Origin of the sequence: Flavobacterium selenitireducens (assembly GCF_014748335.1) — a bacterium.
Classification (GTDB): domain Bacteria; phylum Bacteroidota; class Bacteroidia; order Flavobacteriales; family Flavobacteriaceae; genus Flavobacterium; species Flavobacterium selenitireducens.
In genome coordinates this window covers 1-26,557 of sequence record NZ_JAAVIY010000014.1, presented here as the reverse complement: position 1 = coordinate 26,557, position 26,557 = coordinate 1, and the positions used below count along the sequence as shown (strand labels likewise).

The following is a 26,557-nucleotide window of genomic DNA, read 5'->3' as shown; positions in this document are numbered from 1 at the left end:
TTATGCGAAAACTTGCCAATAGCGAGCTCGACCGACTCTCCGTTACGGATTTCAAAGCGGCGCAAAAAACACCGTTGATCCTTGTTTTGGACGATATCCGCAGCCTGCATAACATCGGTTCGGTGTTCCGTACCGCCGATGCGTTCCTGATACAAAAAATCGTGCTTTGCGGCATAACGGCCGTTCCTCCAAACAAGGAAATCCACAAAACGGCGCTCGGCGCCACAGAAACCGTCGATTGGGAACATGAGAAGGATGTAGTGTCGGCAATCGAAAAGCTCAAACAAACGGGCGCAAAGGTATTTGCCATAGAGCAAGTCGAAAACTCGATTTCTCTCGAAGCGTTCCAACCTCAAAAAGACGGTGTTTACGCGTTGGTTTTCGGAAACGAGGTTTTTGGCGTCAATCAGACCGCAATCGAGAATTGTGACGGGACGATCGAAATTCCGCAATTGGGAAGCAAGCATTCGTTGAATATTTCGGTTTCGGCGGGGATCGTCGTTTGGGATTTGTTTTGTAAGATGAGGAATTGAGCTTGGCTTAAAATTGCGGATAGTTGGCGATTGTTGAAGGGATGTTGCTGCGTATGGACGCGGTGGTTGGGTTGATGAACTTTAAGAATTAGTGTAGTTTTTCTGTATTTGGGGAATTGGTAAATCCGGTATTTTTACGGGTGGGTGGTGGCGGCTTTTTTTTCGTCCGAATCGTTCAACGAATTCATTGACCTTACCTTTTTGCAGCAAAATTTACGGAATTTTCGATTGGATTTGTTGCAAAATAAAAACATAGTCTTCCTGATTCTTCACGAAGTCCTTATCGGAAACATCGATGATCAAGACATTGAGGTCGGTTTGTGATTTTATGTAATCGAGGTAGCCCCGGTTGATATTGTCGAGGTATTTCGCGGGAATCTCCTGCTCGTAACCGCGACCGCGTGTTCGTATATTCTCAAGCAAACGCTCGGTGTTCTGGTACAAATACACGTAAAGATCCGGCTTGGGCATTTCCTTGTAAATGATTTCGAACAACTTGCGATACAAGCGGTATTCGTCTTCTTGAAGCGTGACTTTTGCAAAAATCAACGACTTGAAAATGTGATAATCGGCAATCACAAAATCGCTGAACAAATCAAATTGGGCCAAGTCGTCGGAGATTTGTTGGTAACGGTCGGCGAGAAACGACATTTCCAACGGAAACGCATATCGCCCCTGATCTTCGTAAAATTTCGGCAAGAACGGATTATCCGCAAAGCGCTCCAAAACGGTCTTGGCATTGAAATCGGCGGCGATCTTACACGCCAACGTCGTCTTCCCGGCGCCAATATTGCCTTCTATGGCGATGTATCGGAAGCGGTCCAGCGGGATGTCGTTTAAAGGCCAATGCAGCTCGCCAATTACTTTACACACACTTTTATCGGCCGACAGATCGAGCAATTCGTGAAGGTATTTTTGAAAGATCGGATGGCGCCAGTCGAGCTCGAGATCGCGCATCGGAAGCAACACGAACAGTCGCTCCTGCATAAGCGGATGCGGCACATGAAGTTTATCGGTCGTGATGATGTCTTCGTTAAATGCAATCACATCAATATCGATGGTTCGCGACTGGTAACCGGATTCAGAGTTGCGGACGCGCCCTAAAGCTTCCTCGGCCAAAAGCGCCAGGTCAAGGATTTCGTGAGCCGGTTTACCCGTATGGATAAGGACCGCGCAATTGTAAAAAGGGTCTGCGTCAAAGCCCCAGGCCGGCGTTTCATAAAGCTTTGAAACCTTCACGACCGTACCTATATGACGGTGAATGTGCGCAATGGCAGCGTTGACCCTTTCCAATCGATCGCCCTGGTTGCTGCCAATGGCCAAAACTACGTGATGTTCGCTGCTCATATCCGCCACAAAATAAATAAAACAAATCAGAATAGGCTTATCTTTGGGCCAACTGTTGATAATTTTGTCGGACGCTAAATCGCAACCGATTTGTAACAAATCCCTTACCCGGACTTCTAACGAAAAAACCTTCCTATGAAATTTTTTGGAAACGTAATGGCGACTGTTGTCGGCCTTTTCCTGTTCTTCATGCTTTCCTTTTTTATGTTGATACTGTTCAGCGCGTTGTTTGGAGGCGATCCCGACGTCGTAAAAGTCGACGACAATTCCGTTCTGGTTTTCGATATGGAAAACGTCTCGAACGACTACGGCGGAAAGTATACCGATCCTTTGGTAACGATGTTCTCGGAAGGGAAAAGCATTGGAGTTTCCGACATCCTGAATGCGATTTCCGAAGCCAAAAAAGACGACAAAATAAAAGGAATCTCCATCCTGAACGACAACACGAACACCGGAATTGCCCAAACCAAGGCACTTCGCGACGCGTTGATTGATTTTAAAAAATCCGGGAAGTTCATCGTCGCCTATTCAAACGGCTACACGCAAAAAGAATATTACCTCAATTCTGTGGCCGATACGATCTACCTTAATCCGCAAGGAGAAGTCGACTTCAAAGGTTTGGCTACCGAAGTTATGTATTTCAAGGATTTCCAGGAAAAATCAGGCATCACGATGGAAGTTATCCGCCACGGCAAATACAAAAGCGCCGTCGAACCGTTTCTCGACAACAAGATGAGCGAGGCCAATCGTACCCAATTGACGGCGATGCTCAACTCAATTTGGAGCTCAATCGTTACCGAAATATCGCAAAGCCGCAAAGTTACCGTCGAAAAACTCAACGAACTCGCCAATAATCTCGGCGCGCGAACTCCGGAAATGGCAAAAGCCAACAAGCTCGTCGACAGGATCGCATACGAAGACGAATACCACGACGCTATCCGCAAACGTCTCAAGGTCAACAAAGATGAAAAGTACAACAAGGTAAAATTGCTTGACTATGCCCGAAATGTAGCCACTTCTCCATCTAATTTCGCCAAAGACCGGATTGCGATCGTATACGCACAGGGCGAAATCCTGAGTGGCGAAGGAGACGTTGGTTATATTGGCGAAGGTTCGATCAGGCGCGCGCTCCAGGAAGCGAGAAAAGATGAAAACGTAAAGGCTGTCGTACTTCGCGTGGACAGTCCCGGTGGAAGTGCGCTGACTTCGGATTTGATTTGGCGCGAGCTTGAGCTGACTAAAAAAACAAAGCCCGTCGTAGTTTCCATGGGGAATTATGCGGCCTCAGGCGGCTATTACATTTCGTGCAACGCCAATACGATTTTTGCCGAAAACGGAACGATTACGGGTTCGATAGGCGTTTTTGGAACTTTGCCTAACCTGACGAAGCTTTCGAACAAGGTCGGAATCAATTCGGTACAGGTCAAGACACATACGAACGCCTCAGGTTACAGCCCGTTTGTGCCGCTCGACGACAATTTCAGGAATACGATACAAAGCGAGATCGAACGTATTTATACGACGTTTACGACAAAAGTGGCTCAAGGCCGGAAATTGACGGTCGCCCAAGTGGATTCTATCGGGCAAGGCCGTGTTTGGACAGGAGCCGAAGCGTTGAAAATCGGGCTTGTGGATAAAATCGGCGGAATGGACGATGCGATCAAAGAAGCCGCTAAACTCGGAAAAACCACAGATTATCGCACACAGGACTATCCGGAATACGACAAGAAATTCGCCGATTTGCTAGCCGGTTTCCCGTTCGCGAAGTCAAAAGAACAATTGATTAAGGAAGAACTCGGGACTGAAAATTATGAAATCCTCCAGGCAGCCAAGCGGATGACGCAGCGCAAAGGTGTCCAGGCATTGCTTCCCGTAAAGATTGACATTCACTAAGTGCTGAAAGTCGCTATGGAAAGTATCGACAGCTCAACATTCCGCGCATTTCCTATCATTTGCCATTTCTAAAAAGATGGTGAATAAAGGATTTGACCACCGGCGCAATAAACATTTCGCGACGATCGTATTTTCAAAGCGCGACACATTAAATTGTTCTTAAAAATAACGCCGCCGCTTCGCAAAATTTAAATAAATCTGCTAAGTTTACTCCCGATGCCCGACGTATCGGGAGTTCTCTTTTATCCCAAATTTCGCTCGTTATGGTAAAGAAAATCCTCAAATGGACCGGAATCGTCCTCCTGGTCCTCATTGCGCTTTTAGTCGCCACGCCTTTCCTGTTCAAAGACAAGATCAAACAGATGATCGTCGAGACCATCAACAAAAATGTCGATGCGAAAGTCGCTTTTGAAGATGTCGACCTGAGCCTGCTCAAAAGTTTCCCTCAGGCGAATGTTACCGTAGACAAGCTCAGCATCATCAACAAAGCGCCGTTCGACGGTGATACGCTGGTCTATCTGGGCGAAGTCAACCTCAAAATGTTTGTAAAGGAATTGTTTAAGGACGCAAATGAAGGTATGAACATCGAGTCGATAGCTACGAAAAATGGCGTCGTGAACATTCTCTTCAACAAAGATGGTTTGGGAAATTTCGACATCGCAATCAAAAACGCCGAAGAAAAAAACAAGGACAAGAAAGAAAGCGACCCGCTGTCCTTAAAAGTGCAAGAATACAAAATCGAGAATTACCGCTTTCAATATTTTGACGAACGGTCGAAGGTAAAATTAGTGTTCGATAGCCTTAACCATTCCGGGACGGGCGACTTCACCGCGAAAAAGCTGGATTTGGACACAAAATCGTCGACCGTAGTTTCACTCGATATGGACAAAGTCAATTATCTGAACAAGGTCAAACTCAATCTCGATGCTATTTTGGGGATCGATCTCGAAAACAGCAAATATTCGTTTAAGAAAAACAAGGCTTTAATCAACAAATTGCCGCTCGAATTCGACGGTTTCATCCAACTTTTGGACAATGGCCAACAATACGACCTGACGTTTAAAACGCCTGTTTCAGGATTCCAGAATTTCCTCGGTTTGATTCCGTCGGCTTATTCGGGAAGCCTCGCCAATGTTCAGACGACAGGTGATTTTAAGGTGGAAGGGTTTGCCAAAGGTTCGTTGACCGACACGACGATCCCGAAATTCAACATTGCCATCGCATCGAATAACGCCTCTTTCAAATATCCGGATTTGCCGAAATCGGTAGAGAACATCGTCATCGATACCAAAATCATCAATGAGACCGGCCTGATAAACGATACGTACGTCAATCTCGACAAGCTTTCGTTCCGAATCGACCAGGACGTGTTCAATGCGAAAGCGAATGTGCGAAATCTATCGGAAAACCCGCTCGTGGACGCAAAACTCGACGGCCGGATCAATCTCGCCAACCTCACAAAAGCGTATCCGGTCAAACTCGACAAGCCGCTTTCGGGAATACTCGATGCGAATGTGCAGACGAAATTCGACATGAAATCAGTGGAAACCAGCCAGTACCAAAACATGCAGAATTCCGGAAACCTCGCCCTGACCGGATTCAAATATGTAGGTGAAGACAACAAAGCCATCAATGTGAACAAGGCGATCGTGCAGTTCAATCCGTCGCGTATCAATCTCCAGGAACTCGATGCCACGACGGGTAAAACGGATATGAAACTCTCGGGAACGCTCGATAACTTTTACGGATTTCTGCTCAAAAACCAGACGCTCAAGGGCAATTTCAATTTGTCGTCGAATCAATTTGCGGTTTCCGATTTCATGACGGAATCCGATCCTAAAAAGGAACAGAAAACCCAACAACCGAAAGAAGCCGTCAAAATCCCGGCATTTCTCGATTGCACTTTGTCCGCGAAAGCGAACACCGTTTTATACGACAATCTCGTGTTGAAAAATGTGTCGGGGAAAGTCATCATCAAGGATCAGGCGGCCAAACTCCAGGATGTCAAGACCAATATTTTCGGCGGAATGGTAGCTGTTACAGGCAATGTTTCTACGAAAGAGACCGTTCCGACGTTCAACGTCGATCTTGGACTGAACTCGGTGGACATCCAACAAACGTTCACACAACTTGAGATGATGAAAAGCATTGCGCCTATCGCGGGTGTGATCAATGGTAAGCTCAATTCTAAAATCAACGTTTCGGGCAAACTCGACGCAAAGGAAATGACACCGGTGTTGAACACAATCAACGGCGATCTCATGGGACAACTGTTGTCTACGACGGTAAACGAGAAAAATTCCAATTTACTCAACAAACTTGACGAAAGCGTGAGTTTCATCGACTTAAAGAAGCTGAACCTCAACGATCTTAAGGCGGCCCTTACGTTTACTGACGGACGTGTCAACCTCAAGCCGTTCACTTTGAAATATCAGGATGTCAAGGTGGATATCGCCGGTTCCCACGGATTCGACCAAACGATGAATTACAATGTCAAATTCGACGTTCCGGCGAAGTATTTTGGGAAAGAGGTAAACAACCTGCTTGCGAAATTGTCTCCGGGCGAACAGAACAAGATTGAGAATATCCCGGTGACCGCGCTGTTGACGGGCAACTTCAGCAATCCGAAAATCGCCACCGACATGAAATCTGCGATGTCGAACCTTACCAACCAAATCGTAAAAGCGCAAAAGGAAAAGTTGGTCAATCAGGGAACATCTGCATTGACGGATTTGTTGAACAAAAACAAAGAAAAGAACCAGTCCGCTTCCGATACCACAAAGCCGAAAACGAACACTAAGAACGACAATATCAAGAATGCCGCTCAGGGCGTGATAAATTTATTCGGCAAAAAAAAGAAAAAGGAAGAACCTAAAAAAGCAAATTAACACCAATTCGCGAGAAAATTTTTTAAGAAATAGTACGGAAAAACTGTAAGCGGATTTTCCTGAAGCGCATTATTTTTACAAACATAACATATCTTAAAAGATATGTTATGTTTACCGCGCCTTTCCGCATCTCTGCGTTTCCTGCATCTCCCGCAAGTTTAGCCTCTCCGTAACTTTCGGAATTTCCTATCGCCTGCATCTCCCACAAGTTTAGCATCTCCCGCAACTTCCGAAACTCCATCCGCTGCATCTCCGCAAGTTTAGCATCTCCCGCAACTTCCGCAACTCCCAGAAAAAAACTCTACGGCCACTAAACCGATAAATTCACTACATATCCTTCAAAAGATCGCACATTAAATACCGTCCCGTCCTGGAATATCAAATATTGCCCCTTGATTCCGACAAGTTTTCCCGAGTAGGACGTGGTCTTATCGAGATTGAGGCCATGCACTTTTTTCGGATGTTCCACAACCGGATAATTGATGATCAGATGCTCGTGAAGATCGGTATTGAAGTATGGCTTTACCTCATCCGGAAGAAAATCGAAAATGCGCGTTTTCTCTTCCAACAAATCCAGCGTCAACGTTTCATTTTGCAGCATTTTGCGCCAGTTGGTCTTGTCGACGAAGTGCTTTTTAAGTTCCACTTCGGTAATCCCGGCGAGATAACGGTTCGGCACTTCTAAAATAGAAACCGCCTCGCACGCACCCTGATCGATCCAACGCGTCGGAACCTGAGTTTTGCGCGTGACGCCCACTTTTACTTCGCTTGAAAGTGCCAAATAAACGATATGAGGCTGTAGTTGCACGCGGGATTCGTAATCGAGATCGCGGTCGGCAATTCCAAGATGGGCCGTGCTAAGTTCGGGACGCATGATCCAATCGCCTACCTGAGGACTCGAATAGAAACAATCGTAGCAAAATCCTTGTCGGAAAATTTTCTTGCGCTTTGAACAATTCAGGCATTGATACCCTTTAAAGCTAATCGACATCTCACGGCCAAGCAATTGGTTCACGTTCAAGAAACTGTCTTCGAACACTAGATAATATTGGATAGGCTCGCCGATTTCAGTCGGCATTTTCGAAAGCGTGCCTTCGTACTGCATGTAAAAAGTAGTATTTTAGTGCGTAAATATAGAACAAATGCCGCTACCGATCATCAATTCAATTGCTTCCTGGGTACTCAAACAGCGCATCCACCAGATTGAATTGTTCCTCAAATATCCCAATGAGGTACAAGAGGAATTGTTGCTGAACCTGATACGCGCGGCTGAACTGACAGCGGTCGGAAGGCAATACGACTTTTCATCCATAAAATCTTATCAGGCCTTCTGCGACCGCGTTCCTATCTCAACTTACGAAGATCTGCAACCCATGATCGAGCGCACCCGTATGGGCGAACAGTTCGTATTCTGGAACACACCGATCAAGTGGTTTGCAAAATCAAGCGGTACGACGAACGCAAAAAGCAAGTTCATTCCCGTTTCAAGTGAAGCTCTCGAAGATTGTCACTACAAAGGCAGTAAAGACTTGTTGTGCATGTACCTCAATAACAACGAAAATTCCCAGTTGTTCCTTGGGAAGAGCCTTCGCCTTGGCGGAAGTTCCCAGATTTATGAAAACAACAATACGTTTTTTGGAGACCTGTCGGCCATACTGATCGAAAATATGCCGATGTGGGCCGAATTCAGTTCCACGCCAAGCAACAAAACCTCGCTCATGAGCGAATGGGAAAGCAAGCTCTCAGCCATTGTCGCCGAGACACGAAACGAAAATGTCACAAGTTTTGCCGGCGTTCCTTCCTGGCTTTTGGTGCTGATGAACCGCGTCCTCGAAGAAAACAACAAAACAACGCTTCACGAGCTTTGGCCCAATCTCGAGGTCTATTTTCACGGTGGCGTCAGTTTCGAGCCTTACCGCGACCAATACAAAAAACTGCTTCCGAAAAGCGACTTCAAGTATTACGAGATCTACAATGCGTCCGAGGGATTTTTTGCGATACAGGACCAAAACGGCTCAAGCGATCTGCTGTTGATGTTGGATTACGGCATATTTTACGAATTTATTCCGATGGACACGTTTGGAACTCAAAATCAAAAAACGGTTCGTCTGTCTGATGTCGAAACCGGAAAAAATTACGCCGTGGTCATCACGACAAATTCCGGTTTGTGGCGTTACCTGATTGGCGACACGGTCAGATTTACTTCGCTTAGCCCTTATCGCATCCGCATTACCGGACGCACCAAACACCATATTAATGTTTTTGGTGAAGAGTTGATGGTTGAAAATACGGATGCCGCGCTGGCCAAAGCATGCGAAGCCACCGGCCTCGAAGTCATCGATTACACCGTCGCCCCGATTTTTATGGATGGCAAAGAGAAAGGCGCGCACGAGTGGATGGTGGAATTCCGCAATCCGCCGATTGATTCTTCAGAATTTGTAAATGCACTCGACAAAGCGCTTCAATCGCTGAATTCCGATTACGAGGCGAAGCGCTACAACAATATGACGTTAAATCCTTTGATTCTCAACGTCGCCAGGCCTAAACTTTTCTACGATTGGCTGCGCGACCAAGGAAAACTTGGCGGACAACACAAAATACCTCGGCTTTCCAACCAACGCGACTATCTCGAACAGTTGAAGTCCATGCAGCTTACCACAGCGTGACATCAACCATCTTATCCGATTCGGATACAGGTGGCGGCGTATCATATAGCGATTCTATTTCCGACGACATCGCAATTTCGTTGGTTTCGACTTGTATCATTTGCCGACATTGTCCCTGAACCTAAGCTTTCTTCAAAAAAAAATGTTTCGAAAATAAAATAAGCATCTTGATATTGCGTTAGTTAGGCATGAAAAAAAACATTGCCCTACTATTTACTGCTGCAATCCTGATTTGTTCGTGTGGTCCCCGCCGACTTGGATGCGGTCCCTACAGAAGATGCTTTGTAAAGCCTCCGAACGACAAACCTCGACTGAATGAAAACGAAAAATCCCGCGATATAGCGGGATTTTCTATTTTGAACAAGTCGTTCACGATGCTATTTCCAGTCGCTTGAGCAAGTTTCGCGACAAACTATCCTGGGCATAGGTGCGATCGATTCGAAGCACTTTTTCGTCCGAGCTTGGCAGATCGTACATGGCGTCCGTTAGGATAGCCTCGCAAAGCGATCGCAGTCCGCGCGCGCCTAGCTTGTATTCGAGGGCTTTGTCTACGATGAAATCGAGTGCCTCTTCGGTGATGTTGAAGTCGACGTCGTCCATGGCAAACAACTTTTGGTATTGTTTGATGAGGGCATTTTTAGGCTCGGTCAGGATGGCGCGAAGCGTGGCACGATCAAGCGGATCCATATGCGTCAAAACCGGCAAACGGCCTATGATTTCAGGAATGAGCCCGAAGTCTTTGATGTCTTTCGGAATGATATATTGCAGAAGGTTATCTTTGTCGATCGCATCCTGGTTTTTCGACGCTCCGTATCCGACAGCCTGGCGATTCAAACGCTTGCCGATAATGCGATCGATTCCGTCAAACGCGCCGCCTGCTATGAAAAGGATGTTCTGCGTATTGACTTCGACAAATTTCTGGTCAGGATGCTTTCGCCCACCTTTTGGCGGAACGTTCACGACAGTGCCTTCGAGCAATTTGAGCAACGCTTGTTGAACGCCTTCACCGGAGACATCGCGAGTTATCGACGGATTGTCGCTTTTGCGCGCGATTTTGTCGATCTCGTCTATAAAAACGATACCTCTTTCGGCTTTGGCCACGTCGTAATCGGCGGCTTGCAACAAACGCGTCAGGATACTTTCGACGTCTTCGCCTACGTATCCGGCTTCCGTCAGTACGGTCGCGTCGACAATTGCCAATGGGACGTCCAGCATTTTAGCAATGGTTTTCGCCACGAGCGTTTTACCGGTTCCGGTTTGCCCGACCATGATGATGTTGCTCTTCTCAATTTCGACATCGTCTTCATGGCTCTTTTGCATCAACCTTTTGTAGTGGTTGTACACTGCCACGGACATGACTTTTTTGGTCTGGTCCTGCCCGATCACGTAATTGTCGAGGAAAGCCCGGATTTCACGCGGCTTCTTTAAAACAAGATCGTTGGACAACTTGGAGTGTCCGCTCGATTTAAGTTCTTCCAAGACGATACCGTGCGCCTGTTCAATGCATTTGTCGCATATATGGGCGTTGATTCCCGCAATCAGCAGATTGGTTTCAGGCTTTTTCCTTCCACAAAAAGAGCAATCCAATACTTCTTTAGCCATTTGTTTTGTCTAGTGTCGAAAGTCTGATGTCGAACGAAGGTGCGACCAAACTCTTGACTGTTATAAAGTATGCCGAATGCCAAAATCGAATGTCGAACGAAAAGTAGGATAAATAACTATCCCTACAGTCCCGTTCGACTTTCGACATTCGACATTCGACGTTCACTTACACTTTTCTTCTCAATACTTCGTCGATCATGCCATATTCTTTGGCTTCGTCGGCTTTCATCCAATAATCGCGCTCGCTATCCTTATGGACGCGGTCGTACGATTGACCCGAATGCTGGGCGATGATCTTGTACAATTCTTCTTTCAACTTGAGCATCTCGCGCAAATTGATCTCCATATCGGTAGCCACGCCTTGCGCTCCTCCCGAAGGTTGGTGGATCATGACGCGGGAATGCGGCAGAGCCGAACGCTTCCCTTCAGCACCCGCGCAAAGCAGAACAGCTCCCATGGAAGCGGCCATTCCGGTGCAAATCGTTGCGACATCGGGTTGGATGAATTGCATCGTATCGTAAATGCCGAGGCCTGCATAAACGCTACCGCCTGGCGAATTGATATAAATTTGGACGTCTTTCGCGGAATCCACACTGGCCAGAAACAGCAACTGCGCCTGGACGATGTTGGCGATCTGGTCGTCTATCCCTGTTCCAAGGAAGATAATCCGGTCCATCATCAAACGGGAAAAAACGTCAAGTTGCGAAACGTTGAGTTGTCTTTCTTCGATAATGTAGGGTGTCATGTTCGTCGGCGTCATCGCACCGACTATTTTATCGTAATACAAGGAATTTACGCCGTGATGCTTGGTGGCGAATTTCCTGAATTCTTTACCGTAGTTCATAGTTGTCTGAGCGTTAAATGCTTTAAGGAAAGTAAAAGCGCCGAAACCACAACGATTTCGGCGCTCAAAGATAATACTTTTTTTACAAAGTTATTCTCCGTAGCTAGCTTTAACGAACTCTTCGTAAGAAACTTCCTTAGTTTTAGCCGATACTTTTTCTTTGAACAAATTGAGCATTTTCTCGCTCATGACCTGTTCGCTCAAGCGCTTGACCTCTTCCTGGTTCGAAAGCACACGCATCACGATCCCGTCGACATCTGCATCCGTCGGGTCCATTTGCCCGAACTGCGCCATTTGCTTGCGGATCAATCCATTTGTATAGTCTTTCAAATCGTCGAACGTGATTTGCAAACCGTTTGACGTGATGATCTTGCCTTCGATTAGTTGGTAACGCAAACCACTCTCGGATTTGTTGTATTCGGCTTCAGCCTGCTCCGCGCTAAGTTGGTTTTCGCCGGTTTGCTGTATCCATTTTTTCAGGAATTCCGCCGGGAGGTCGAACTTGGTCGTGGCCAGCAACGACTCGGTTACGTCGTTCAGGAATTTTTGGTCGGCCTGTACAGCGAATTGCTTCTCGGCATCTTCCTTGATTTTGTTTTTAAGTGCGTCAAGATCGGCGACATCGCCTTCGCCAAACAACTTCTTGAACAATTCCTCGTTCAATTCGGCTGGTTCGGTAGCGGTGATCTCTTCGATTTTGAAATCGACGTCGATATCAAGACCGTGCACATCGTCGTGGCCTACTTTCAGGTAGTCCATTAATTTGTGATCGTCGTCGAACAGCCCTTTTGTGGACAACGTGACAACATCGCCCACTTTTTTGCCGTTGAATTTGGCAGCTTCAGTCTTGTTTTTGAAAATATCTGTCGTGATCGAGGTAGAATTGTTGATGCCTTTTTCCTCGTTGATGAAAGTTCCGGTAATGTCGTCACCTTCTTCGACCGTATCTTTCTGGATCATTTTCCCGTACTGCTTGCGGATGCGCAACACCTGTTCGTCAAGCAATTTATCGTCGGCAACTATTTTATATTGTGTAAGATTCTTTACCGTCGCAAGATCGACGTCAAAAGTCGGAGCAAGACCCAACTCGAATTCGAACGTAAAATCGTCTCCGTCAAGGTTGAAATCTTCGTTTGCTTTCGGAAGCGGATTGCCCAAAATCTCGAGTTTCTCGTCTTGCATGTATTGGTTGAGTTTCGCCTGCAAAAGCTTGTTCACTTCTTCGAGCAAGACCGCTTTACCATATTGTTTTTTGATGAGGCTCATCGGCACCTGGCCTTTGCGGAAACCTGGAACATTGGCCGTTTTGCGGTAATTGGAAAGGACTTTCTCTACTTCTGGCTCGTAGTCGGCTTTTTTCATTTCAACCGTAACGACTGCATTCAAAGCATCGACGTTATTTCTCGTGATATTCATGTGTGTACGTACTAAAATTGGTCGGCAAAAGTAATATTTTTTTACTTGAGCGACAAGTTAAAGCAACGGTAAATTTCTTGGCGTCAATCCTTACCGGAAGAAAATATCAGCGATTGCACGACCGATAAAATCAGGCTGAACAACAGTGCGGTCAAAAACGAACTCACCTCGAATCCGCCGACGATATAATCACACAATATGATGACCACGGCATTTATGACCAGCAGGAACAAACCGAAGGTCACGATAGTGACGGGCAACGTGAACAGGATCAATATCGGCTTTACAAAAATATTGAGCAATCCGAGAACGACCGCTACAATCAAAGCGGTGACAAAATCATCTACGTGGACTCCCGGCAAAAAATAAGAAAGTATCATGACCAGCAAAGCCGTAACGATCAAGCGAAGTATCATATTCATAATCGAAGTTTTTCTTAAAATTAGCGATTTAAGGCAAGGATTGAAAGTCGGAAATCAAATTTGTACGAAAAATGGTAGCAAAACATGCTTCGTCTTGGCAAAGCAACCAAATAAATTACTAAATTTGAGTTTGTTAAAATAAAATCAATCATATGAAAAAACTATTACTTTCGATTTTTGCGGTAACTTCTTTCGGCGCTGCAGCCCAGGTTACCGTATTCCAGGATGGCTTTGAAGCCTATGAAGACTTCGCCATTACGGGCTATGGAGGCTGGATCACACTAGATAAGGACGGCTTGGGAACCTATGTAGGAGGTCTCGATACTGAACCAGGAGTCGATCCGTGGCCGAACGCTTACGATCCACAGGCATGGCAGATTTTCAATCCTTCTACTTCCGGCGTTACCAACAGTACGGACGCTTGTAATTCTACATTAGGTACTGAAAGCCGTAATTTCGATCCTCACGGAGGTGCAAAATTTGCTGCAAGTTGGGCGGGAAGCCCGGCCGCCGGTGTTACGAGAAACGAAGATTGGTTGGTAAGCCCTCCAATCAACATCGGAGCATCCAACAACCAGGTTTCTTTTTGGGTAAAGCAACTTTCTTCTTGCTACGGCGTTGAGAGCTTCCGCGTTGGCGTGGTTTCCGGTACGGCGACAATCGACAACTCGACTGTGTTTACCTATATCGGTGGAAATCCTCCAGGAAGCGTTAGCGCAACGGTAAACTGGGAGCAAAAAACGTATAACATTCCCGCTTCTTTCGCAAATGGGTCTGTCCGTATCGCTATCCTTAACAGAAGCGCAGATGCCTATATGTTGATGATCGACGACGTAACCGTTACATCTTCAAATCTTGGCGTAAACGATGTGTTGGCTTCTAAATTCTCGGTATTCCCGAACCCGGCTAATAATTTCGTCACCGTTTCAAGTACGGACGCCATCGCCGTAAACCAAATCAGCATCACAGATTTGAACGGACGCGTGGTAAAACAAAATTCATTCGACAATGTTTCCGAAGCTCGCGTCAACGTTTCTGACCTTTCGGCTGGCGTTTACATGATGAACATCGCAACTCCGGAAGGCGTCGCTGTAAAGAAAATCGTACGCAACTAAAACAGTTTTAAACGATTTACAAAAATCCCCATCCGTAAAAGGTGGGGATTTTTTTATTGCTTCAGAAAATACAGCGTCGCATCGAAGAACTCTTTTGGTTTCTCGGCGTGAAGCCAGTGTCCCGCATCCTTGATCGTGGCAAAAACCGCTTTGGGAAAGTGCTCTCTGATTTGCGGCATGTCTTCGTCTTTGACATATCGAGAATCACCTCCCCTCAAAAATAGCGTCGGCTTGGAAAAAACGGCATCTCTCGGCAACGCTTGCCCGATGTTCTCGATCTTTTGGGTAAGTACGGGAAGGTTCATCCGGAATCCGAGTTGTCCGGGCTCGACCCAATACAGGTTTTTCATCAGGAATTGTATGGTGCCTTGGTCGTCGCCCAAATGTTTTTTGATGATCGCTTCCACATCTGATCGGCTTGGCTTTACTGAAAAATCGACTTCGTTGAGTGCAAGGAGAATATCCTGGTGGTGTGGCTTGTAATACTTTGTGCCAATATCGGCAACCACCAATTTGTCTATCCATCCGGGATGAGCAACCGCATAAAACATCGCGATCTTACCGCCCATCGAGTGTCCGATGAGATCGAACGACTTGAGGCCGTGATGCTCCACATAGCCTTGAATGTCTTCAGCCATCGCCTCATAGGTAGATTCCTGAGAATGAAAGCTGCGCCCGTGGTTGCGCATGTCGAGCGCGTGTACCTGATAGCCTTCGGCGGCATATTGCCCGGCGAGACTTTTCCAGTTGTCGGAAGTCCCTAAAAAACCGTGTAGGATGACGAGTGGTTTTCCTTCTCCTTCGATTCGTGAATATAACATGTCCATGGGTTGTGAAACTTTATGATTTTGTACAGTTTTTCTGTATTGGGCGAAAAGGTGAACGCCCGAAATTTACGGGTGGGTGGCGGCGGCATTTTTTTTGGTCGATAAACCTGAAGAAGCCTTTAAGACCGGTCCGAATTATTTCAAGCGATGCAAATACATGCTTACGACGTTCTCCAGGCCTAAATACAACGCTTCCGAAATCAACGCGTGCCCAATCGAAACTTCGAGCAAATTCGGAACGTTTTGTTTAAAAAACTTCAGATTGTCGAGACTAAGGTCATGTCCGGCGTTCACGCCAATGTGCAACTCGCCTGCCCTTTTTGCCGCAGCGGCGTACACGATGACGCTCTGTTCGTTCCCATTTGCGTATTCGGTGGCAAAACTTTCGGTATAGAGTTCGATGCGATCCGCTCCTGTTTCAGCGGCACCGTCGATCATTTCAATGACAGGATCGACGAATATCGAGGTCCGGATTCCATTCCGCTTGAATTCGGCTATGACGTCAACTAGAAAATCTTTGTGCTTGATCGTATCCCAACCCGAATTCGAAGTGATCGCATCGACGGCATCCGGAACCAACGTAACCTGATCCGGTTTGACCTCGAGCACAAGGTCTACGAATTGCTTCTCAGGATTCCCCTCGATATTATATTCCGTATAAACAACCGATTTCAAGTCACGCGCATCCTGATATCGGATGTGACGTTCGTCCGGCCTCGGATGTATCGTTATACCCTGGGCGCCAAATCCCTGTATGTCTTTTGCCGCCTTGAGCAAGTCAGGGACATTTCCACCTCGTGCATTGCGCAAAGTGGCAATTTTATTGATGTTGACACTAAGTTTCGTCATGGTAATCATCGTAGTTTTCCCTACAAAAATACAAACTAGACAAGGGCGATTGTCCCATTTTTTGATTAATTTGCGTGCAATAACGATGATTGGCCCCATGAGCGAGATTTCCGAATATATCAACAACGATTACAGACCTATCGATTCGCGGGAAACCGTCGCATCGATAAAGGACTTTTTCGCCGAGGAACACTTCACGCATTTCCCTATCGTAGAAGAATCCGTTTATATAGGATCGATAGGCGCCGACGATGTCGATACGTTCGAAGACGCAAAAGACATTTCGCATTATCGCTACGCACTCGAAGGCTTTTTTGCCCGCACCACGATGTTGTGGCTCGACGTGCTCGAACTTTTTGCACGTTATGAGACCAACGTTGTTCCGGTTTTGGATGAGTCCAACAATTACGTCGGATATTATGAAAGTGCGGACATCATAAAACTGTTCAACGACACACCGTTTTTGAAAGAACAAGGCGGCATCATCATCGTCGAAAAAGGCATAGCCGACTATTCCATCGGGCAGATCACGCAAATTGTCGAAAGCAACAACGGCAAAATTCTCGGCATGTTCATTTCCGAAGCACGCGTCGACACGGTACAGGTGACAATAAAAATTACGATTGGCGGCATGAATGAGATTTTACAGACGTTCCGACGCTATAACTACGAGATCATTTCGGAACATCAGGAAGACAATTACCTGAACAGTTTGCGCGACCGTTCGGATTATCTGGACAAATACCTCAATATTTAATCCGATGCGCCGACCTTCCCTTATTTACGCGATTACCGACCCGACCTCTAACCCGATAACAGTCGAGCCGCTGAAAGGGCATCCGGCATTCGACATCCGACTTAAGCAATGAAAGTCGCCATATACGGACAATATTATCAAAACAGCACGGAGCCTATCATTAAGGACATTTTCGTGTTTTTCAACAACAACCAGGCTGATCTTTATATAGAAGCGAATTTCCTCAAGCTGCTGTACGATAAGCAAATCGTTAAAAAAGAGTACAAAACGTTCACCTCCTATGCCGATCTCGATTCCAACTTCGACATCCTGATAAGCATAGGCGGAGACGGCACGATTTTGCGCGCGGCGACATTGGTGCGCGATCTCGGCATTCCGATTTTGGGAATAAACGCGGGTCGCCTCGGTTTTTTGGCCAGCGTACAAAAAGACCACATAGACGAATTCATGCAATATGTCATCGACCGCAATTTCACGATTTCCGAACGGACGCTGCTAAGCCTGGAAGTGGAACCCGAAATCGAATCGGTGACCCAAATCAACTTTGCGATGAACGAAGTCTCTGTGAGCCGAAAGGATACCACCTCGATGATTACGATCGACACCTGGCTCAACGGGGAATTCCTGAATTCGTATTGGGCTGACGGCCTCATCATTTCCACGCCGACCGGCTCCACGGGATATTCGCTGAGCTGCGGCGGACCTATCCTCACGCCGAACGTCGAAAGTTTGGTCATTACACCTATCGCGCCCCATAACCTGAACGCCCGCCCGCTCGTGATCCCGGACAATACCGAAATCAAATTACGCGTTTCAGGTCGGGAAGAACAATACCTGGTTTCGCTTGATTCGCGTATCGCGTCAGTCAAAAACGAATCGGTCCTGACGATACGGAAAACACCATTCCGCATCAACATGGTTGAAGTGCCGAGCGAAACGTTTCTCAACACCTTGCGCAACAAACTTTTGTGGGGAGAAGACAAGAGAAATTAAGCGAATTTTCCCACCGCCGATACTATTAACGCTACGCCAGCCGTTTCCTAGTAGTTCTTTACAGGAAATTTATTCATTAACAGTCAGGTATAATTTGACAGAAATACTCCTAAAAGCCTTTCGGAGTGCTCTTAATTGTTATATTTGCACGCTATTTTCAAATCGATGAACAGGATTTTTGTCTTTATCGTTTGCATTTTTGGTCTGACCGCCTCTAACGCGCAAATCCACGAAATTGGAGCGTTTTTGGGCGGCAGTAATTTTATTGGGGATGTCGGAAAAACCAATTACATCAGCCCGAACGAATTCGCTTACGGCATTCTTTACAAATGGAATCGAAGCCCGCGTCACAGCTGGCGTTTTTCGTATTCCCAAACCAAGCTTACGGCCGATGATAAGAAATCGGATATGAAAGCCCGCAACACAAGAGGTTTCAATTTCGAGAACGATGTTAAAGAACTGTCCGCCGGACTGGAATTCAACTTTTTTGATTTTAATTTGCACGATGGCAAGCGACTGGTGACGCCTTACGTTTTTACGGGGCTTAACTTCCTGATTTACGATGAATTGTTTCATTTGCAGGAAGGTTACGAAGTGGATCACCGCGATTTTTCGTTCGCTATTCCGATGGTTGTCGGAATCAAGACAAATATCGCCGACCATTGGGTGCTTGGAGCGGAAGTTGGCGCCAGATGGACATTTACCGATAATCTCGACGGCAGCAATCCGAAAAACAAAGATCTCGAAACTTTGGCCTTCGGAAACCTGAACAACAAAGATTGGTATATGTTTTCGGGCCTGACCCTAACGTATACTTTCGGCAACAAACCGTGCTACTGCGCAGAATAAATGAAACTTTCAGACCACATTAACAACGAAAACCTTCCAAAACATTTGGCCATCATCATGGACGGCAACGGACGCTGGGCCAAACAAAAAGGCATGATGCGGGCCTTCGGGCATGAAAACGGTGCGAAATCGGTCAGGATGGCGGTCGAAACCTGCGCGAAACTCGGCATTGAGAACCTTACGCTTTACGCTTTTTCATCAGAGAATTGGAACCGCCCGAAACTCGAAGTCGACATGCTGATGAAGCTGTTGATGAAATCGTTGAAATCCGAACTCAAAACACTTCAGGAAAACAACATAAAACTGAATTGTATCGGCAATTTGGACATGCTTCCCAAAGGCACGAAACGCGAGCTCGAAGACGCGATCGAAAAGACAAAAAACAACAGCCGGATGACACTGACACTGGCCTTGAGCTACGGTTCCCGGGAGGAATTGACAAGCGCCGTAAAGCAGATTGCGACTAAAGTTAAAAATAATATAATTGTAATTGACGAGGTTGACGAATCAATTATTAATCAGCATCTTTACACGCATAATTTACCCGATGTAGATTTGTTGATCCGCACCAGCGGAGAGCACCGCATCAGCAATTTCCTCCTTTGGCAAATCGCTTATGCGGAGCTTTACTTTACGGATGTATTGTGGCCCGATTTCAAGGAGGAAGACTTGTTTCAGGCCATTATCAGCTATCAGAAAAGGGAGAGGAGATTTGGTAAAACCAGCGAACAAATTAAATAATTTCTTAGTGTTACAAAAAAACTTAGGGCTAGCTCTTATCGTATTGATTTTCGGAACTTTTTCGCTCCGCGCCCAAGACCGGCTCCAGGGTAAAAAATACATCTTGGCCGACGTCGCCGTCACCGGGAAAATTACCTTCAACGAGCAAACTGTCGTAACCTTTACCGGACTTCAGAAAGGCCAGCAGATACAGGTTCCCGGGGAACAAATCAGTAACGCGATCAAGAAATTAGGTAAACTTGGCCTCTTCAGCGACATCGATTTTTACGTCGATCGCGTAAGCAACGACAGTATCTGGCTCGAACTCAACATCAACGAGCTTCCGAAGCTCAGCGAGGTGAAACTCACGGGAGTCAAGAAAGGTAAAATGGAAGATTTGCTCAAAGAGACGGGTCTCACGAAAGGCAAAGTCGTCAATGAAAACCTGATTACCACGACAAAAAACTACATCGAGAACAAATACAAAAAGGACGGCTTTTACAGCGCTAAAGTCAACATCAACACGATTCCTGACACTACTGCGGGCAACCTCGTGAAAATGGTGGTGGCGGTAGACCGAGGCAAGAAAATCAAGATCGACGATATCGATTTTGACGGGAACACTGTCTTTACCGATGGACGCCTCAAGCGAAAAATGGGAACGAAGGAGCGCAATTTCCTTCGCGTCTGGAAAGCGTCCAAATTCATCCCGGAAAAATACAAGGAAGACCTTGCGGCAGTTACGGATCTTTACAAGGAAAACGGTTATCGCGACGCCCGTATCGTATCCGATTCCGTAAGCTATAACAAAAAGGACAACGACATCAACATCAAGATCAAGCTTGAGGAAGGTCGTAAATATTATTTTGGGAACATCAAATTCCTGGGCAACGCCGTCTACTCCGATCAGATGCTGCAACGCATGCTCGGCGTTCAGAAAGGCGATACGTACAACGGCGTCATGCTCGAAAAACGAATCGCGGATCCGAATCCTGAAGCGGAAAGCATCAAAAACCTATACGAAAACAACGGCTACCTGTTTTCATCTGTCAACGCGGTCGAAACGCGCACTTACAACGATACGATCGATTTCGAAGTCCGAATCATCGAAGGTCCTATCGCCTACTTCAACAAAATCACTGTTCGCGGCAACGATCGTACGAACGACGAGGTGATTTACCGAGAATTGCGTACGAAGCCTGGTCAAAAGTACAGCAAGGAAGACATCATGCGTACGATGCGTGAATTGGGAGCTCTTGGATTCTTCGATCCGGAAGCCATACGTCCTGACCTTAAAAATATAGACCCTTCGGCCGGAACGGTTGACGTCGACTGGAGCCTTGTCGAAAAAGGATCAAGCCAGGTCGAATTGCAAGGTGGTTACGGAGGTGGCGGTTTCATCGGAACCTTAGGACTTTCGTTCAACAACTTCTCGATGCGCAACATTTTCAAGAAAGACGCTTACCATCCGCTACCGATGGGCGACGGCCAGAAAGTGTCGTTGCGTTTGCAGGGAAGCTCTTATTTCCAAACGTATAGCGCTTCGTTCTCAGAGCCTTGGTTCGGAGGAAAAAAACCAATCCAGTTCAGCGCCTCGGTTTCGCATAGTAAACAGTTCCTTGCCAATTATTCCGGAGGATCGGCCAACGTCGACCGGGACAAGAGTTTCAACATCACGTCGGTTTCCGTCGGCTTGCAAAAGCGTTTGACGGTTCCGGATGACAACTTCTACATTTCCCACTCGTTGAGCTTCCAATATTATGATCTGAACAATTACAACACCGGATTGTTCACATTTGGTAACGGATCGGCGCGAAATCTCGCATACACGTTCGGTATTTTGAGGAACAACAAAGGAACCAACCCGATCTATCCGATGTACGGTTCCGAATTCTCGCTCACGGCCAAGCTTACGCCACCGTATTCGTTGTTCAACGACATCGATTACCGCAATCTAAAAAACCAGTTGGATTACAAATTGACGAACCAAACCGGATCCGGCTATTTCGACAGCAACAACGTTTGGGTTCCGGAGGGCGCTTATATCAACGCCAACGGAAATTACGTATCGCCGAACAACGCCTTGACGGACGCTGCGGTCGACCAATCGAAAGTAGACCAGAAGAAGTTCGACTGGCTGGAATACTACAAAATAAAGTTCAAAGCCGACTGGTATACCAAAATTTATGATAAATTAGTGCTTCGTACCTTAGGCGAATTCGGATTCCTGGGCGCCTATAACAACCAACGCGGGCTCGTTCCGTTCGAACGTTTCTTCCTTGGTGGCGATGGCTTGGCGAACTTTTCGATGGACGGAAGGGAAGTCGTTCAGTTGCGCGGTTACCCGAATTATTCGCTTTCCTCTACGGACGGTGGTACGATTTACAACAAGTTCTCAATGGAATTGCGTTATCCGATCTCTCTCGCCCAAACCGCCTCGATTTACGTGCTCGGTTTTGCGGAAGGCGGTGCGTCCTATGACAATTTTAGGGAATATAATCCGTTTGTATTGCAACGCTCTGCCGGTTTCGGATTGCGCGTGTTCATGCCGGCTTTCGGATTACTCGGTATAGATTTCGGACATGGATTCGATGCCATTCCTGGTCAAACCGGAAGAAACGGATGGGAAACGCACTTCATTATCGGTCAGCAGTTCTAAATTGGCACGATATTTAGTAAAGCACTTTTAGCTATGAAAAGAATTCTTTTTTTACTCTTCCCTGCGCTTTTGCTTACGGCTGGCGCCAACGCCCAAAGCCGTGGAATCCGCATCGGTTACATCGATATGGAGTACATCCTGAAAAGTGTCCCGGATTATGCGGAAGCAAAAAATCAGCTCGAGCAGAAAGCACAAGGCTGGAAACAGGAAATAGCAAGCAAACAGAACGACGTCAATAAACTCAAGGAAACCCTCAAAACCGAACGCGTTCTCCTGACAAAAGAATTGATCGAGGAACGCGAGGAAGAAATCGCTTTCCAGGAGAAAGAATTGCTTGATTATCAGCAAAAACGATTCGGACCAACCGGCGATCTCGTTACCCAAAAGGCTGTTTTGATCAAGCCGATACAAGACCAGGTTTTTACAGCGGCCCAAGATATTGCTGAAGCAAAGAAATACGATTTTATTTTCGATAAATCTTCGGACCTCACGATGCTTTTCGCGGCCAAAAAATTTGACATAAGCGATCAGGTTATCCGGGTTTTAGGTCGCGCAAACCGCCGTTCCCAATTGTCTCCCAAAGAGCTCAAGGAAGAACAGAAACAGGAAGCGCTCCAGGATATGGCTGAGGCAAATCCGGCCCAGGAAGAGCGCCAGAAAAAGTTGGAAGCCAAAAAAGCCGAACGCGACAAGATTGTCGAAGACCGTAAACTCGCCCAGGAAGCCAAGAAAAAAGAATGGGAAGAAAACCGCGCACGTCTAAAAGCGGAACGCGAAGCCAAAAAGAACGGAACTGCGTTGCCTCCGCCTCCATCTGAAAAAGACAATGCGAAAACGGAATCGGACAAAACAACGACCGATAAAAAGACGCAGCCAAAATCTGAACTATCCGAAAGCATAAAAACCGCAGATTCGACGACAGCCGAGCCGAAAACGAACTCAGCCGAGATTCGCGCCAAAGCGCTGGAGGAACGAAAAAAAGCCGCTGAAGACAGGAGAAGAAAAGCTCTTGAAGCACGAGAAGCACTCAAGAAGCAAAAAGAGGAGGAACGACAAAAAGCGACTCAATCGAAAGATTCCACCAAAACAAATTAAAAACAAATAATAATTAATACTAAAAATGATGAAACAATTGAAAACTTTGCTGATAGCTGCCGTTGCTTTTTTGGGAACCCAGGCGATGAACGCCCAAGCCAAAGTAGCTCACGTAGATGTTAGCGAGATAATGCAGAAGATGCCCGCAATGCTTGATGCGCAAAAACAATTGGAGAAATTGAGCACTACTTACGATACGGAATACAAAACGATGGTTGAAGAATTTCAGGCGAAAGTAAAAAAATACGAAGAAGACTCTACCAAAGTTACCGAGCAGGTAAACGAGGAGCGTTCCAAAGAGGTTCAGGACATGCAGAAGCGCATCGTCGATTACCGCGACAACGCACAGAAAGAACTTCAAAAGAAAGAAGCTGACCTGGTGAAACCAATCATGGACAAAGTAAAAGCGTCTATCCAAAAAGTTGGTAAAGCAAAAGGGTACCAATATGTTTTGAACGCTGCGGACCTTTTGGTTGCAGATGGCCCGAACATCACAGCTGACATCAAAAAAGATCTAGGGTTTTAATTAACACCGATCCTACTACCTAAACTGCTCCGAAACGGGCAGTTTTTTTTTATTTTTGTTTTTATGCAGAACGACAAGCCGATTGGCCTATTTGATTCCGGAATTGGAGGAACGTCCATTTGGCGCGAAATCCGACAGCTCTTGCCAAACGAGGATACGATCTATCTCGCCGACAGTAAAAACGCTCCGTACGGAATGCGTCCGAAACAGGAAATCGTAGCACTTAGCGAAAAAAACGTGGACTTTCTTTTGGACCGCGACTGCAAATTGATCGTCGTTGCCTGCAATACCGCTACGACAAATGCGATACAAGAACTTCGGCAGCAGTACAAGGTTCCGTTCATTGGGATAGAACCCGCGATCAAACCGGCCGCTCTGAAATCCAAAACCAATTCTATAGGCGTTTTGGCCACAAAAGGAACGCTCAGCAGCGAACTTTTCAGTAAAGCCGTCGAAACGTTTCAAGACACCAATATAATCGAGCAGGTTGGCTATAATCTCGTCGCCCTGATCGAGGGGGGACAAATGGAGTCCGAAGAGATGACGCGGCTTCTCAACCAATATCTCCAACCGATGATAGAGGCCAATATCGACCACCTTGTGTTGGGTTGCAGTCATTATCCGTACCTGATTCCCCAAATCAGGAAGATTCTTCCGGAAAACGTCCAAATCATCGATTCCGGGAGTGCCGTCGCCCGCCAGACGCAGCACTTACTGAAAATGGTTACCGGAACCGCTGAAAAACGTATCGGCACCTCCACATTCTTCACCAATTCAGATCCGACCGTATTGTCGAAAATCCTGGGATCGGGATATCCGGTAGAGCGCGTTGACTTCTAATCTTCCTTAAACCAGGAAGAATACATCACGTAGTTGTTTGAAATACGACCGATTTCGCCTGCAAATGCCGATTGGTCGATACCTTTTACTTTCTTGGCCGGTACGCCTGCATAAATGCTGCCTGATTCCACCACCGTGTTTTGGGTCAGCACTGCTCCGGCAGCAATAATGGAATTGCTTTCGACCACGCAATTATCCATCACTATCGCGCCCATCCCGATCAACACATTGTCATGGATCGTACACCCGTGAACAATGGCGTTATGTCCTATCGATACATTATTTCCGATAACTGTCGGATGCTTTCGATAGGTGCAGTGAATGATAGCGCCGTCCTGAATATTTACTTTGTCTCCGATCCTTATAAAGTGAACATCGCCTCTTATGACGGCGTTGAACCAAACGCTGCACGAGTCGCCGAATGTCACATCTCCGACAATCGTCGCGTTTTCGGCGACGTAGCAATCCTCCGGAATGACCGGGCTTTTTCCGTTTACTGATTTAATCAACATAGCTATAAAAAATAAGTCCCGATAAAATCGGGACCGTTTGTATTAGTTTACTGCCGGACAGTTGCAATGGTACTTTTCGCGTTGGCAGAAGAGGTTGATACCCAAAGTGATTTGGTGGTAGCCTCCATTGTCAAATTTGATCGCGCCTGTAACGGCGGAATACGTATAAGCGAACATAAAGTTCTTGTAGTTGATTCCTACAAGTGGCGTTATGAATTGCAGATGCTGTTCTTCGCGGCTGTTTCCGTCAAGGTATTCGGCCCCGTCAAATTGTCTTCTGTAAGACAAACCTCCCCATATTCTTCCCCAATCCATCGATTTATATACCTTTAGGTTGGCATCGATCGACTTCTCAGAAGTTTCACCCGTATACTGGAATAATACCGATGGCTCCCATAAAAGACTGTCCTCATTCCCAAAAACATAACCTGCACTCAAGAGGAATTTTCTTAGGTTATCCGATTCGTAACCCGAATAAATTTCTCTCCTCGTCTCGATCACGTTCTTGACCGTGAAGTGGGCGTAAAAGTCCAGAAAATTATAAGAGGCTCCGATGTCAAGGTTGAAATAAGAATCTTTTTGTACGATCGTACCGTCCACGTTCGGATCGTAATCGCCCGAGTTCAAAAAATCCGTCTCATCAAGTCGGCTTTGGATAAGCCCCGCGCTGATACCGAACGACAATTGGTTCAAATCAACTTCATCCCTTGAAAACATAAGGTGGTGAGCATACGTCAATTTCGCACCGGTTTGGGAATGGTAACCGTTCCTGTCGTTGAAAACGATAATACCCGCTCCGGACCTTTCCCCTACCCGTCCGTTGAAGCTCAAGGTTTGGAGTGCCGGTGCATCCTCCTGGCCAAACCATTGGTTTCGCGCCGTCAACCTGACTTTGGCGCAATTCGCCGCACCCGCCATCGATGGGTGGATCAGGTAATAATTGTCGGTAAGATAATCTGAATAAACTGCTATTCCCTCCTGTGATACTGCAAATTGTGTTATGAATAATACTACTAATAAATACCTCTTTTTAAGATTCATGGGGTTTATCGTTTTAATGAAAAATGGGCTTTAAATTCTTTCATGGCTCCGTTTGCATTCGGGTCCGGGTATTCCACGGTAAACCAGTAATCGGTCGATGGCATCTGGCTTCCGTTGAAGGTTCCGTCCCATCCGTTGGCTCCATTGATATCCGGGGCGATCT

At 46.4% G+C, this 26,557-nt stretch carries 24 protein-coding genes; 13 read left to right on the top strand and 11 right to left on the bottom strand.

From position 1 onward, the window contains the following. Positions 1-2 precede the first annotated feature (2 nt). Complete coding sequence (locus tag HC229_RS15300) at positions 3-533, top strand: RNA methyltransferase (protein ID WP_191021380.1); 531 nt, start codon at positions 3-5, stop codon at positions 531-533. 213 nt (positions 534-746) lie between these two features. Here the strand turns inward: HC229_RS15300 and folK are convergent, their stop codons facing one another. Beyond that, positions 747-1,880, bottom strand: a complete 1,134-nt coding sequence (gene folK, locus HC229_RS15295; protein WP_191021379.1) for a 2-amino-4-hydroxy-6-hydroxymethyldihydropteridine diphosphokinase — start codon at positions 1,878-1,880, stop codon at positions 747-749. A gap of 135 nt (positions 1,881-2,015) precedes the next feature. Here folK and sppA point away from each other — a divergent pair, with 135 nt between their 5' ends. Continuing rightward, on the top strand, positions 2,016-3,773 hold the full coding sequence (gene sppA / locus HC229_RS15290; RefSeq protein WP_191021378.1) for a signal peptide peptidase SppA: 1,758 nt from the start codon (positions 2,016-2,018) through the stop codon (positions 3,771-3,773). A gap of 263 nt (positions 3,774-4,036) precedes the next feature. Then, entirely contained in the window at positions 4,037-6,661 is a 2,625-nt protein-coding gene (locus tag HC229_RS15285; protein WP_191021377.1) for an AsmA-like C-terminal region-containing protein, read from the top strand. Positions 6,662-6,971: 310 nt separating this feature from the next. On the opposite strand, the gene HC229_RS15280 is transcribed toward HC229_RS15285, so the two are convergent. Beyond that, positions 6,972-7,766 carry a DUF2797 domain-containing protein gene (locus HC229_RS15280; protein WP_191021376.1) on the bottom strand — a complete coding sequence of 265 codons (795 nt, stop codon included), beginning with the start codon at positions 7,764-7,766 and terminating at the stop codon, positions 6,972-6,974. A 37-nt stretch (positions 7,767-7,803) separates the two neighbouring features. Between HC229_RS15280 and HC229_RS15275 the strand changes: the two genes are divergently transcribed. Continuing rightward, positions 7,804-9,327 (top strand): GH3 auxin-responsive promoter family protein, encoded by a 1,524-nt coding sequence (locus HC229_RS15275; RefSeq protein ID WP_191021375.1) that lies wholly within the window; start codon positions 7,804-7,806, stop codon positions 9,325-9,327. Between the two features lie 369 nt (positions 9,328-9,696). Here HC229_RS15275 and clpX read toward each other — a convergent pair whose 3' ends face one another. From clpX to HC229_RS15255, 4 genes are all read right to left on the bottom strand, one after another. Further along, the gene (gene clpX, locus HC229_RS15270; protein ID WP_191021374.1) at positions 9,697-10,929 is read right to left on the bottom strand and encodes an ATP-dependent Clp protease ATP-binding subunit ClpX; all 1,233 of its coding nucleotides are present in this window, start codon (positions 10,927-10,929) and stop codon (positions 9,697-9,699) included. Between the two features lie 166 nt (positions 10,930-11,095). Beyond that, the gene (gene clpP, locus HC229_RS15265; RefSeq protein WP_191021373.1) at positions 11,096-11,773 is read right to left on the bottom strand and encodes an ATP-dependent Clp endopeptidase proteolytic subunit ClpP; all 678 of its coding nucleotides are present in this window, start codon (positions 11,771-11,773) and stop codon (positions 11,096-11,098) included. 90 nt (positions 11,774-11,863) lie between these two features. Further along, the gene (gene tig, locus HC229_RS15260; protein WP_191021372.1) at positions 11,864-13,189 is read right to left on the bottom strand and encodes a trigger factor; all 1,326 of its coding nucleotides are present in this window, start codon (positions 13,187-13,189) and stop codon (positions 11,864-11,866) included. A gap of 83 nt (positions 13,190-13,272) precedes the next feature. Further along, complete coding sequence (locus tag HC229_RS15255) at positions 13,273-13,611, bottom strand: phage holin family protein (protein WP_191021371.1); 339 nt, start codon at positions 13,609-13,611, stop codon at positions 13,273-13,275. Positions 13,612-13,763: 152 nt separating this feature from the next. Here HC229_RS15255 and HC229_RS15250 point away from each other — a divergent pair, with 152 nt between their 5' ends. Next, positions 13,764-14,726, top strand: a complete 963-nt coding sequence (locus HC229_RS15250; protein ID WP_191021370.1) for a T9SS-dependent choice-of-anchor J family protein — start codon at positions 13,764-13,766, stop codon at positions 14,724-14,726. A 53-nt stretch (positions 14,727-14,779) separates the two neighbouring features. Here HC229_RS15250 and HC229_RS15245 read toward each other — a convergent pair whose 3' ends face one another. Further along, positions 14,780-15,547, bottom strand: coding sequence for an alpha/beta fold hydrolase (locus HC229_RS15245; protein ID WP_191021369.1), 768 nt, complete (start codon positions 15,545-15,547; stop codon positions 14,780-14,782). Positions 15,548-15,688: 141 nt separating this feature from the next. Next, positions 15,689-16,402, bottom strand: a complete 714-nt coding sequence (locus HC229_RS15240; protein WP_191021368.1) for a pyridoxine 5'-phosphate synthase — start codon at positions 16,400-16,402, stop codon at positions 15,689-15,691. 97 nt (positions 16,403-16,499) lie between these two features. Here HC229_RS15240 and HC229_RS15235 point away from each other — a divergent pair, with 97 nt between their 5' ends. The 8 genes from HC229_RS15235 (at position 16,500) to murI (ending at position 24,841) form a co-directional block, all read left to right on the top strand. Beyond that, entirely contained in the window at positions 16,500-17,159 is a 660-nt protein-coding gene (locus tag HC229_RS15235) for a CBS domain-containing protein (protein WP_191021367.1), read from the top strand. 108 nt (positions 17,160-17,267) lie between these two features. Beyond that, on the top strand, positions 17,268-18,152 hold the full coding sequence (locus HC229_RS15230; protein WP_191021366.1) for an NAD kinase: 885 nt from the start codon (positions 17,268-17,270) through the stop codon (positions 18,150-18,152). A 165-nt stretch (positions 18,153-18,317) separates the two neighbouring features. After that, positions 18,318-19,001, top strand: coding sequence for a type IX secretion system protein PorG (gene porG / locus HC229_RS15225; protein ID WP_191021365.1), 684 nt, complete (start codon positions 18,318-18,320; stop codon positions 18,999-19,001). Further along, on the top strand, positions 19,002-19,742 hold the full coding sequence (locus HC229_RS15220) for an isoprenyl transferase (protein ID WP_191021364.1): 741 nt from the start codon (positions 19,002-19,004) through the stop codon (positions 19,740-19,742). Continuing rightward, entirely contained in the window at positions 19,639-22,380 is a 2,742-nt protein-coding gene (gene bamA / locus HC229_RS15215; protein WP_191021401.1) for an outer membrane protein assembly factor BamA, read from the top strand. The genes HC229_RS15220 and bamA overlap by 104 nt, the downstream gene beginning before the upstream one ends. A gap of 33 nt (positions 22,381-22,413) precedes the next feature. Continuing rightward, the gene (locus HC229_RS15210) at positions 22,414-23,475 is read left to right on the top strand and encodes an OmpH family outer membrane protein (protein ID WP_191021363.1); all 1,062 of its coding nucleotides are present in this window, start codon (positions 22,414-22,416) and stop codon (positions 23,473-23,475) included. 25 nt (positions 23,476-23,500) lie between these two features. Beyond that, positions 23,501-24,001 (top strand): OmpH family outer membrane protein, encoded by a 501-nt coding sequence (locus HC229_RS15205; RefSeq protein WP_223845639.1) that lies wholly within the window; start codon positions 23,501-23,503, stop codon positions 23,999-24,001. A 63-nt stretch (positions 24,002-24,064) separates the two neighbouring features. Further along, on the top strand, positions 24,065-24,841 hold the full coding sequence (gene murI, locus HC229_RS15200) for a glutamate racemase (protein WP_191021361.1): 777 nt from the start codon (positions 24,065-24,067) through the stop codon (positions 24,839-24,841). Here the strand turns inward: murI and HC229_RS15195 are convergent. From HC229_RS15195 to HC229_RS16680, 3 genes are read right to left on the bottom strand one after another with little or no spacing between them, the layout of a single operon-like run. Next, complete coding sequence (locus tag HC229_RS15195) at positions 24,838-25,353, bottom strand: gamma carbonic anhydrase family protein (RefSeq protein ID WP_191021360.1); 516 nt, start codon at positions 25,351-25,353, stop codon at positions 24,838-24,840. The genes murI and HC229_RS15195 overlap by 4 nt on opposite strands. Before the next feature lie 42 nt (positions 25,354-25,395). Further along, positions 25,396-26,394: a PorP/SprF family type IX secretion system membrane protein gene (locus tag HC229_RS15190; protein WP_191021359.1), complete on the bottom strand. Its 999-nt coding sequence runs from the start codon at positions 26,392-26,394 to the stop codon at positions 25,396-25,398. A 5-nt stretch (positions 26,395-26,399) separates the two neighbouring features. Then, positions 26,400-26,543 carry a T9SS type B sorting domain-containing protein gene (locus tag HC229_RS16680; RefSeq protein WP_332871661.1) on the bottom strand — a complete coding sequence of 48 codons (144 nt, stop codon included), beginning with the start codon at positions 26,541-26,543 and terminating at the stop codon, positions 26,400-26,402. Positions 26,544-26,557 lie beyond the last annotated feature (14 nt).

Bases quoted from the DNA above. Each gene is read 5' to 3' on its own strand.
- HC229_RS15300 (WP_191021380.1), top strand. From the start codon at position 3: ATGCGAAAACTTGCCAATAGCGAGCTCGACCGACTCTCCGTTACGGAT.
- folK (WP_191021379.1), bottom strand. From the start codon at position 1,880: ATGAGCAGCGAACATCACGTAGTTTTGGCCATTGGCAGCAACCAGGGC.
- sppA (WP_191021378.1), top strand. From the start codon at position 2,016: ATGAAATTTTTTGGAAACGTAATGGCGACTGTTGTCGGCCTTTTCCTG.
- HC229_RS15285 (WP_191021377.1), top strand. From the start codon at position 4,037: ATGGTAAAGAAAATCCTCAAATGGACCGGAATCGTCCTCCTGGTCCTC.
- HC229_RS15280 (WP_191021376.1), bottom strand. From the start codon at position 7,766: ATGCAGTACGAAGGCACGCTTTCGAAAATGCCGACTGAAATCGGCGAG.
- HC229_RS15275 (WP_191021375.1), top strand. From the start codon at position 7,804: ATGCCGCTACCGATCATCAATTCAATTGCTTCCTGGGTACTCAAACAG.
- clpX (WP_191021374.1), bottom strand. From the start codon at position 10,929: ATGGCTAAAGAAGTATTGGATTGCTCTTTTTGTGGAAGGAAAAAGCCT.
- clpP (WP_191021373.1), bottom strand. From the start codon at position 11,773: ATGAACTACGGTAAAGAATTCAGGAAATTCGCCACCAAGCATCACGGC.
- tig (WP_191021372.1), bottom strand. From the start codon at position 13,189: ATGAATATCACGAGAAATAACGTCGATGCTTTGAATGCAGTCGTTACG.
- HC229_RS15255 (WP_191021371.1), bottom strand. From the start codon at position 13,611: ATGAATATGATACTTCGCTTGATCGTTACGGCTTTGCTGGTCATGATA.
- HC229_RS15250 (WP_191021370.1), top strand. From the start codon at position 13,764: ATGAAAAAACTATTACTTTCGATTTTTGCGGTAACTTCTTTCGGCGCT.
- HC229_RS15245 (WP_191021369.1), bottom strand. From the start codon at position 15,547: ATGTTATATTCACGAATCGAAGGAGAAGGAAAACCACTCGTCATCCTA.
- HC229_RS15240 (WP_191021368.1), bottom strand. From the start codon at position 16,402: ATGACGAAACTTAGTGTCAACATCAATAAAATTGCCACTTTGCGCAAT.
- HC229_RS15235 (WP_191021367.1), top strand. From the start codon at position 16,500: ATGAGCGAGATTTCCGAATATATCAACAACGATTACAGACCTATCGAT.
- HC229_RS15230 (WP_191021366.1), top strand. From the start codon at position 17,268: ATGAAAGTCGCCATATACGGACAATATTATCAAAACAGCACGGAGCCT.
- porG (WP_191021365.1), top strand. From the start codon at position 18,318: ATGAACAGGATTTTTGTCTTTATCGTTTGCATTTTTGGTCTGACCGCC.
- HC229_RS15220 (WP_191021364.1), top strand. From the start codon at position 19,002: ATGAAACTTTCAGACCACATTAACAACGAAAACCTTCCAAAACATTTG.
- bamA (WP_191021401.1), top strand. From the start codon at position 19,639: ATGTATTGTGGCCCGATTTCAAGGAGGAAGACTTGTTTCAGGCCATTA.
- HC229_RS15210 (WP_191021363.1), top strand. From the start codon at position 22,414: ATGAAAAGAATTCTTTTTTTACTCTTCCCTGCGCTTTTGCTTACGGCT.
- HC229_RS15205 (WP_223845639.1), top strand. From the start codon at position 23,501: ATGATGAAACAATTGAAAACTTTGCTGATAGCTGCCGTTGCTTTTTTG.
- murI (WP_191021361.1), top strand. From the start codon at position 24,065: ATGCAGAACGACAAGCCGATTGGCCTATTTGATTCCGGAATTGGAGGA.
- HC229_RS15195 (WP_191021360.1), bottom strand. From the start codon at position 25,353: ATGTTGATTAAATCAGTAAACGGAAAAAGCCCGGTCATTCCGGAGGAT.
- HC229_RS15190 (WP_191021359.1), bottom strand. From the start codon at position 26,394: ATGAATCTTAAAAAGAGGTATTTATTAGTAGTATTATTCATAACACAA.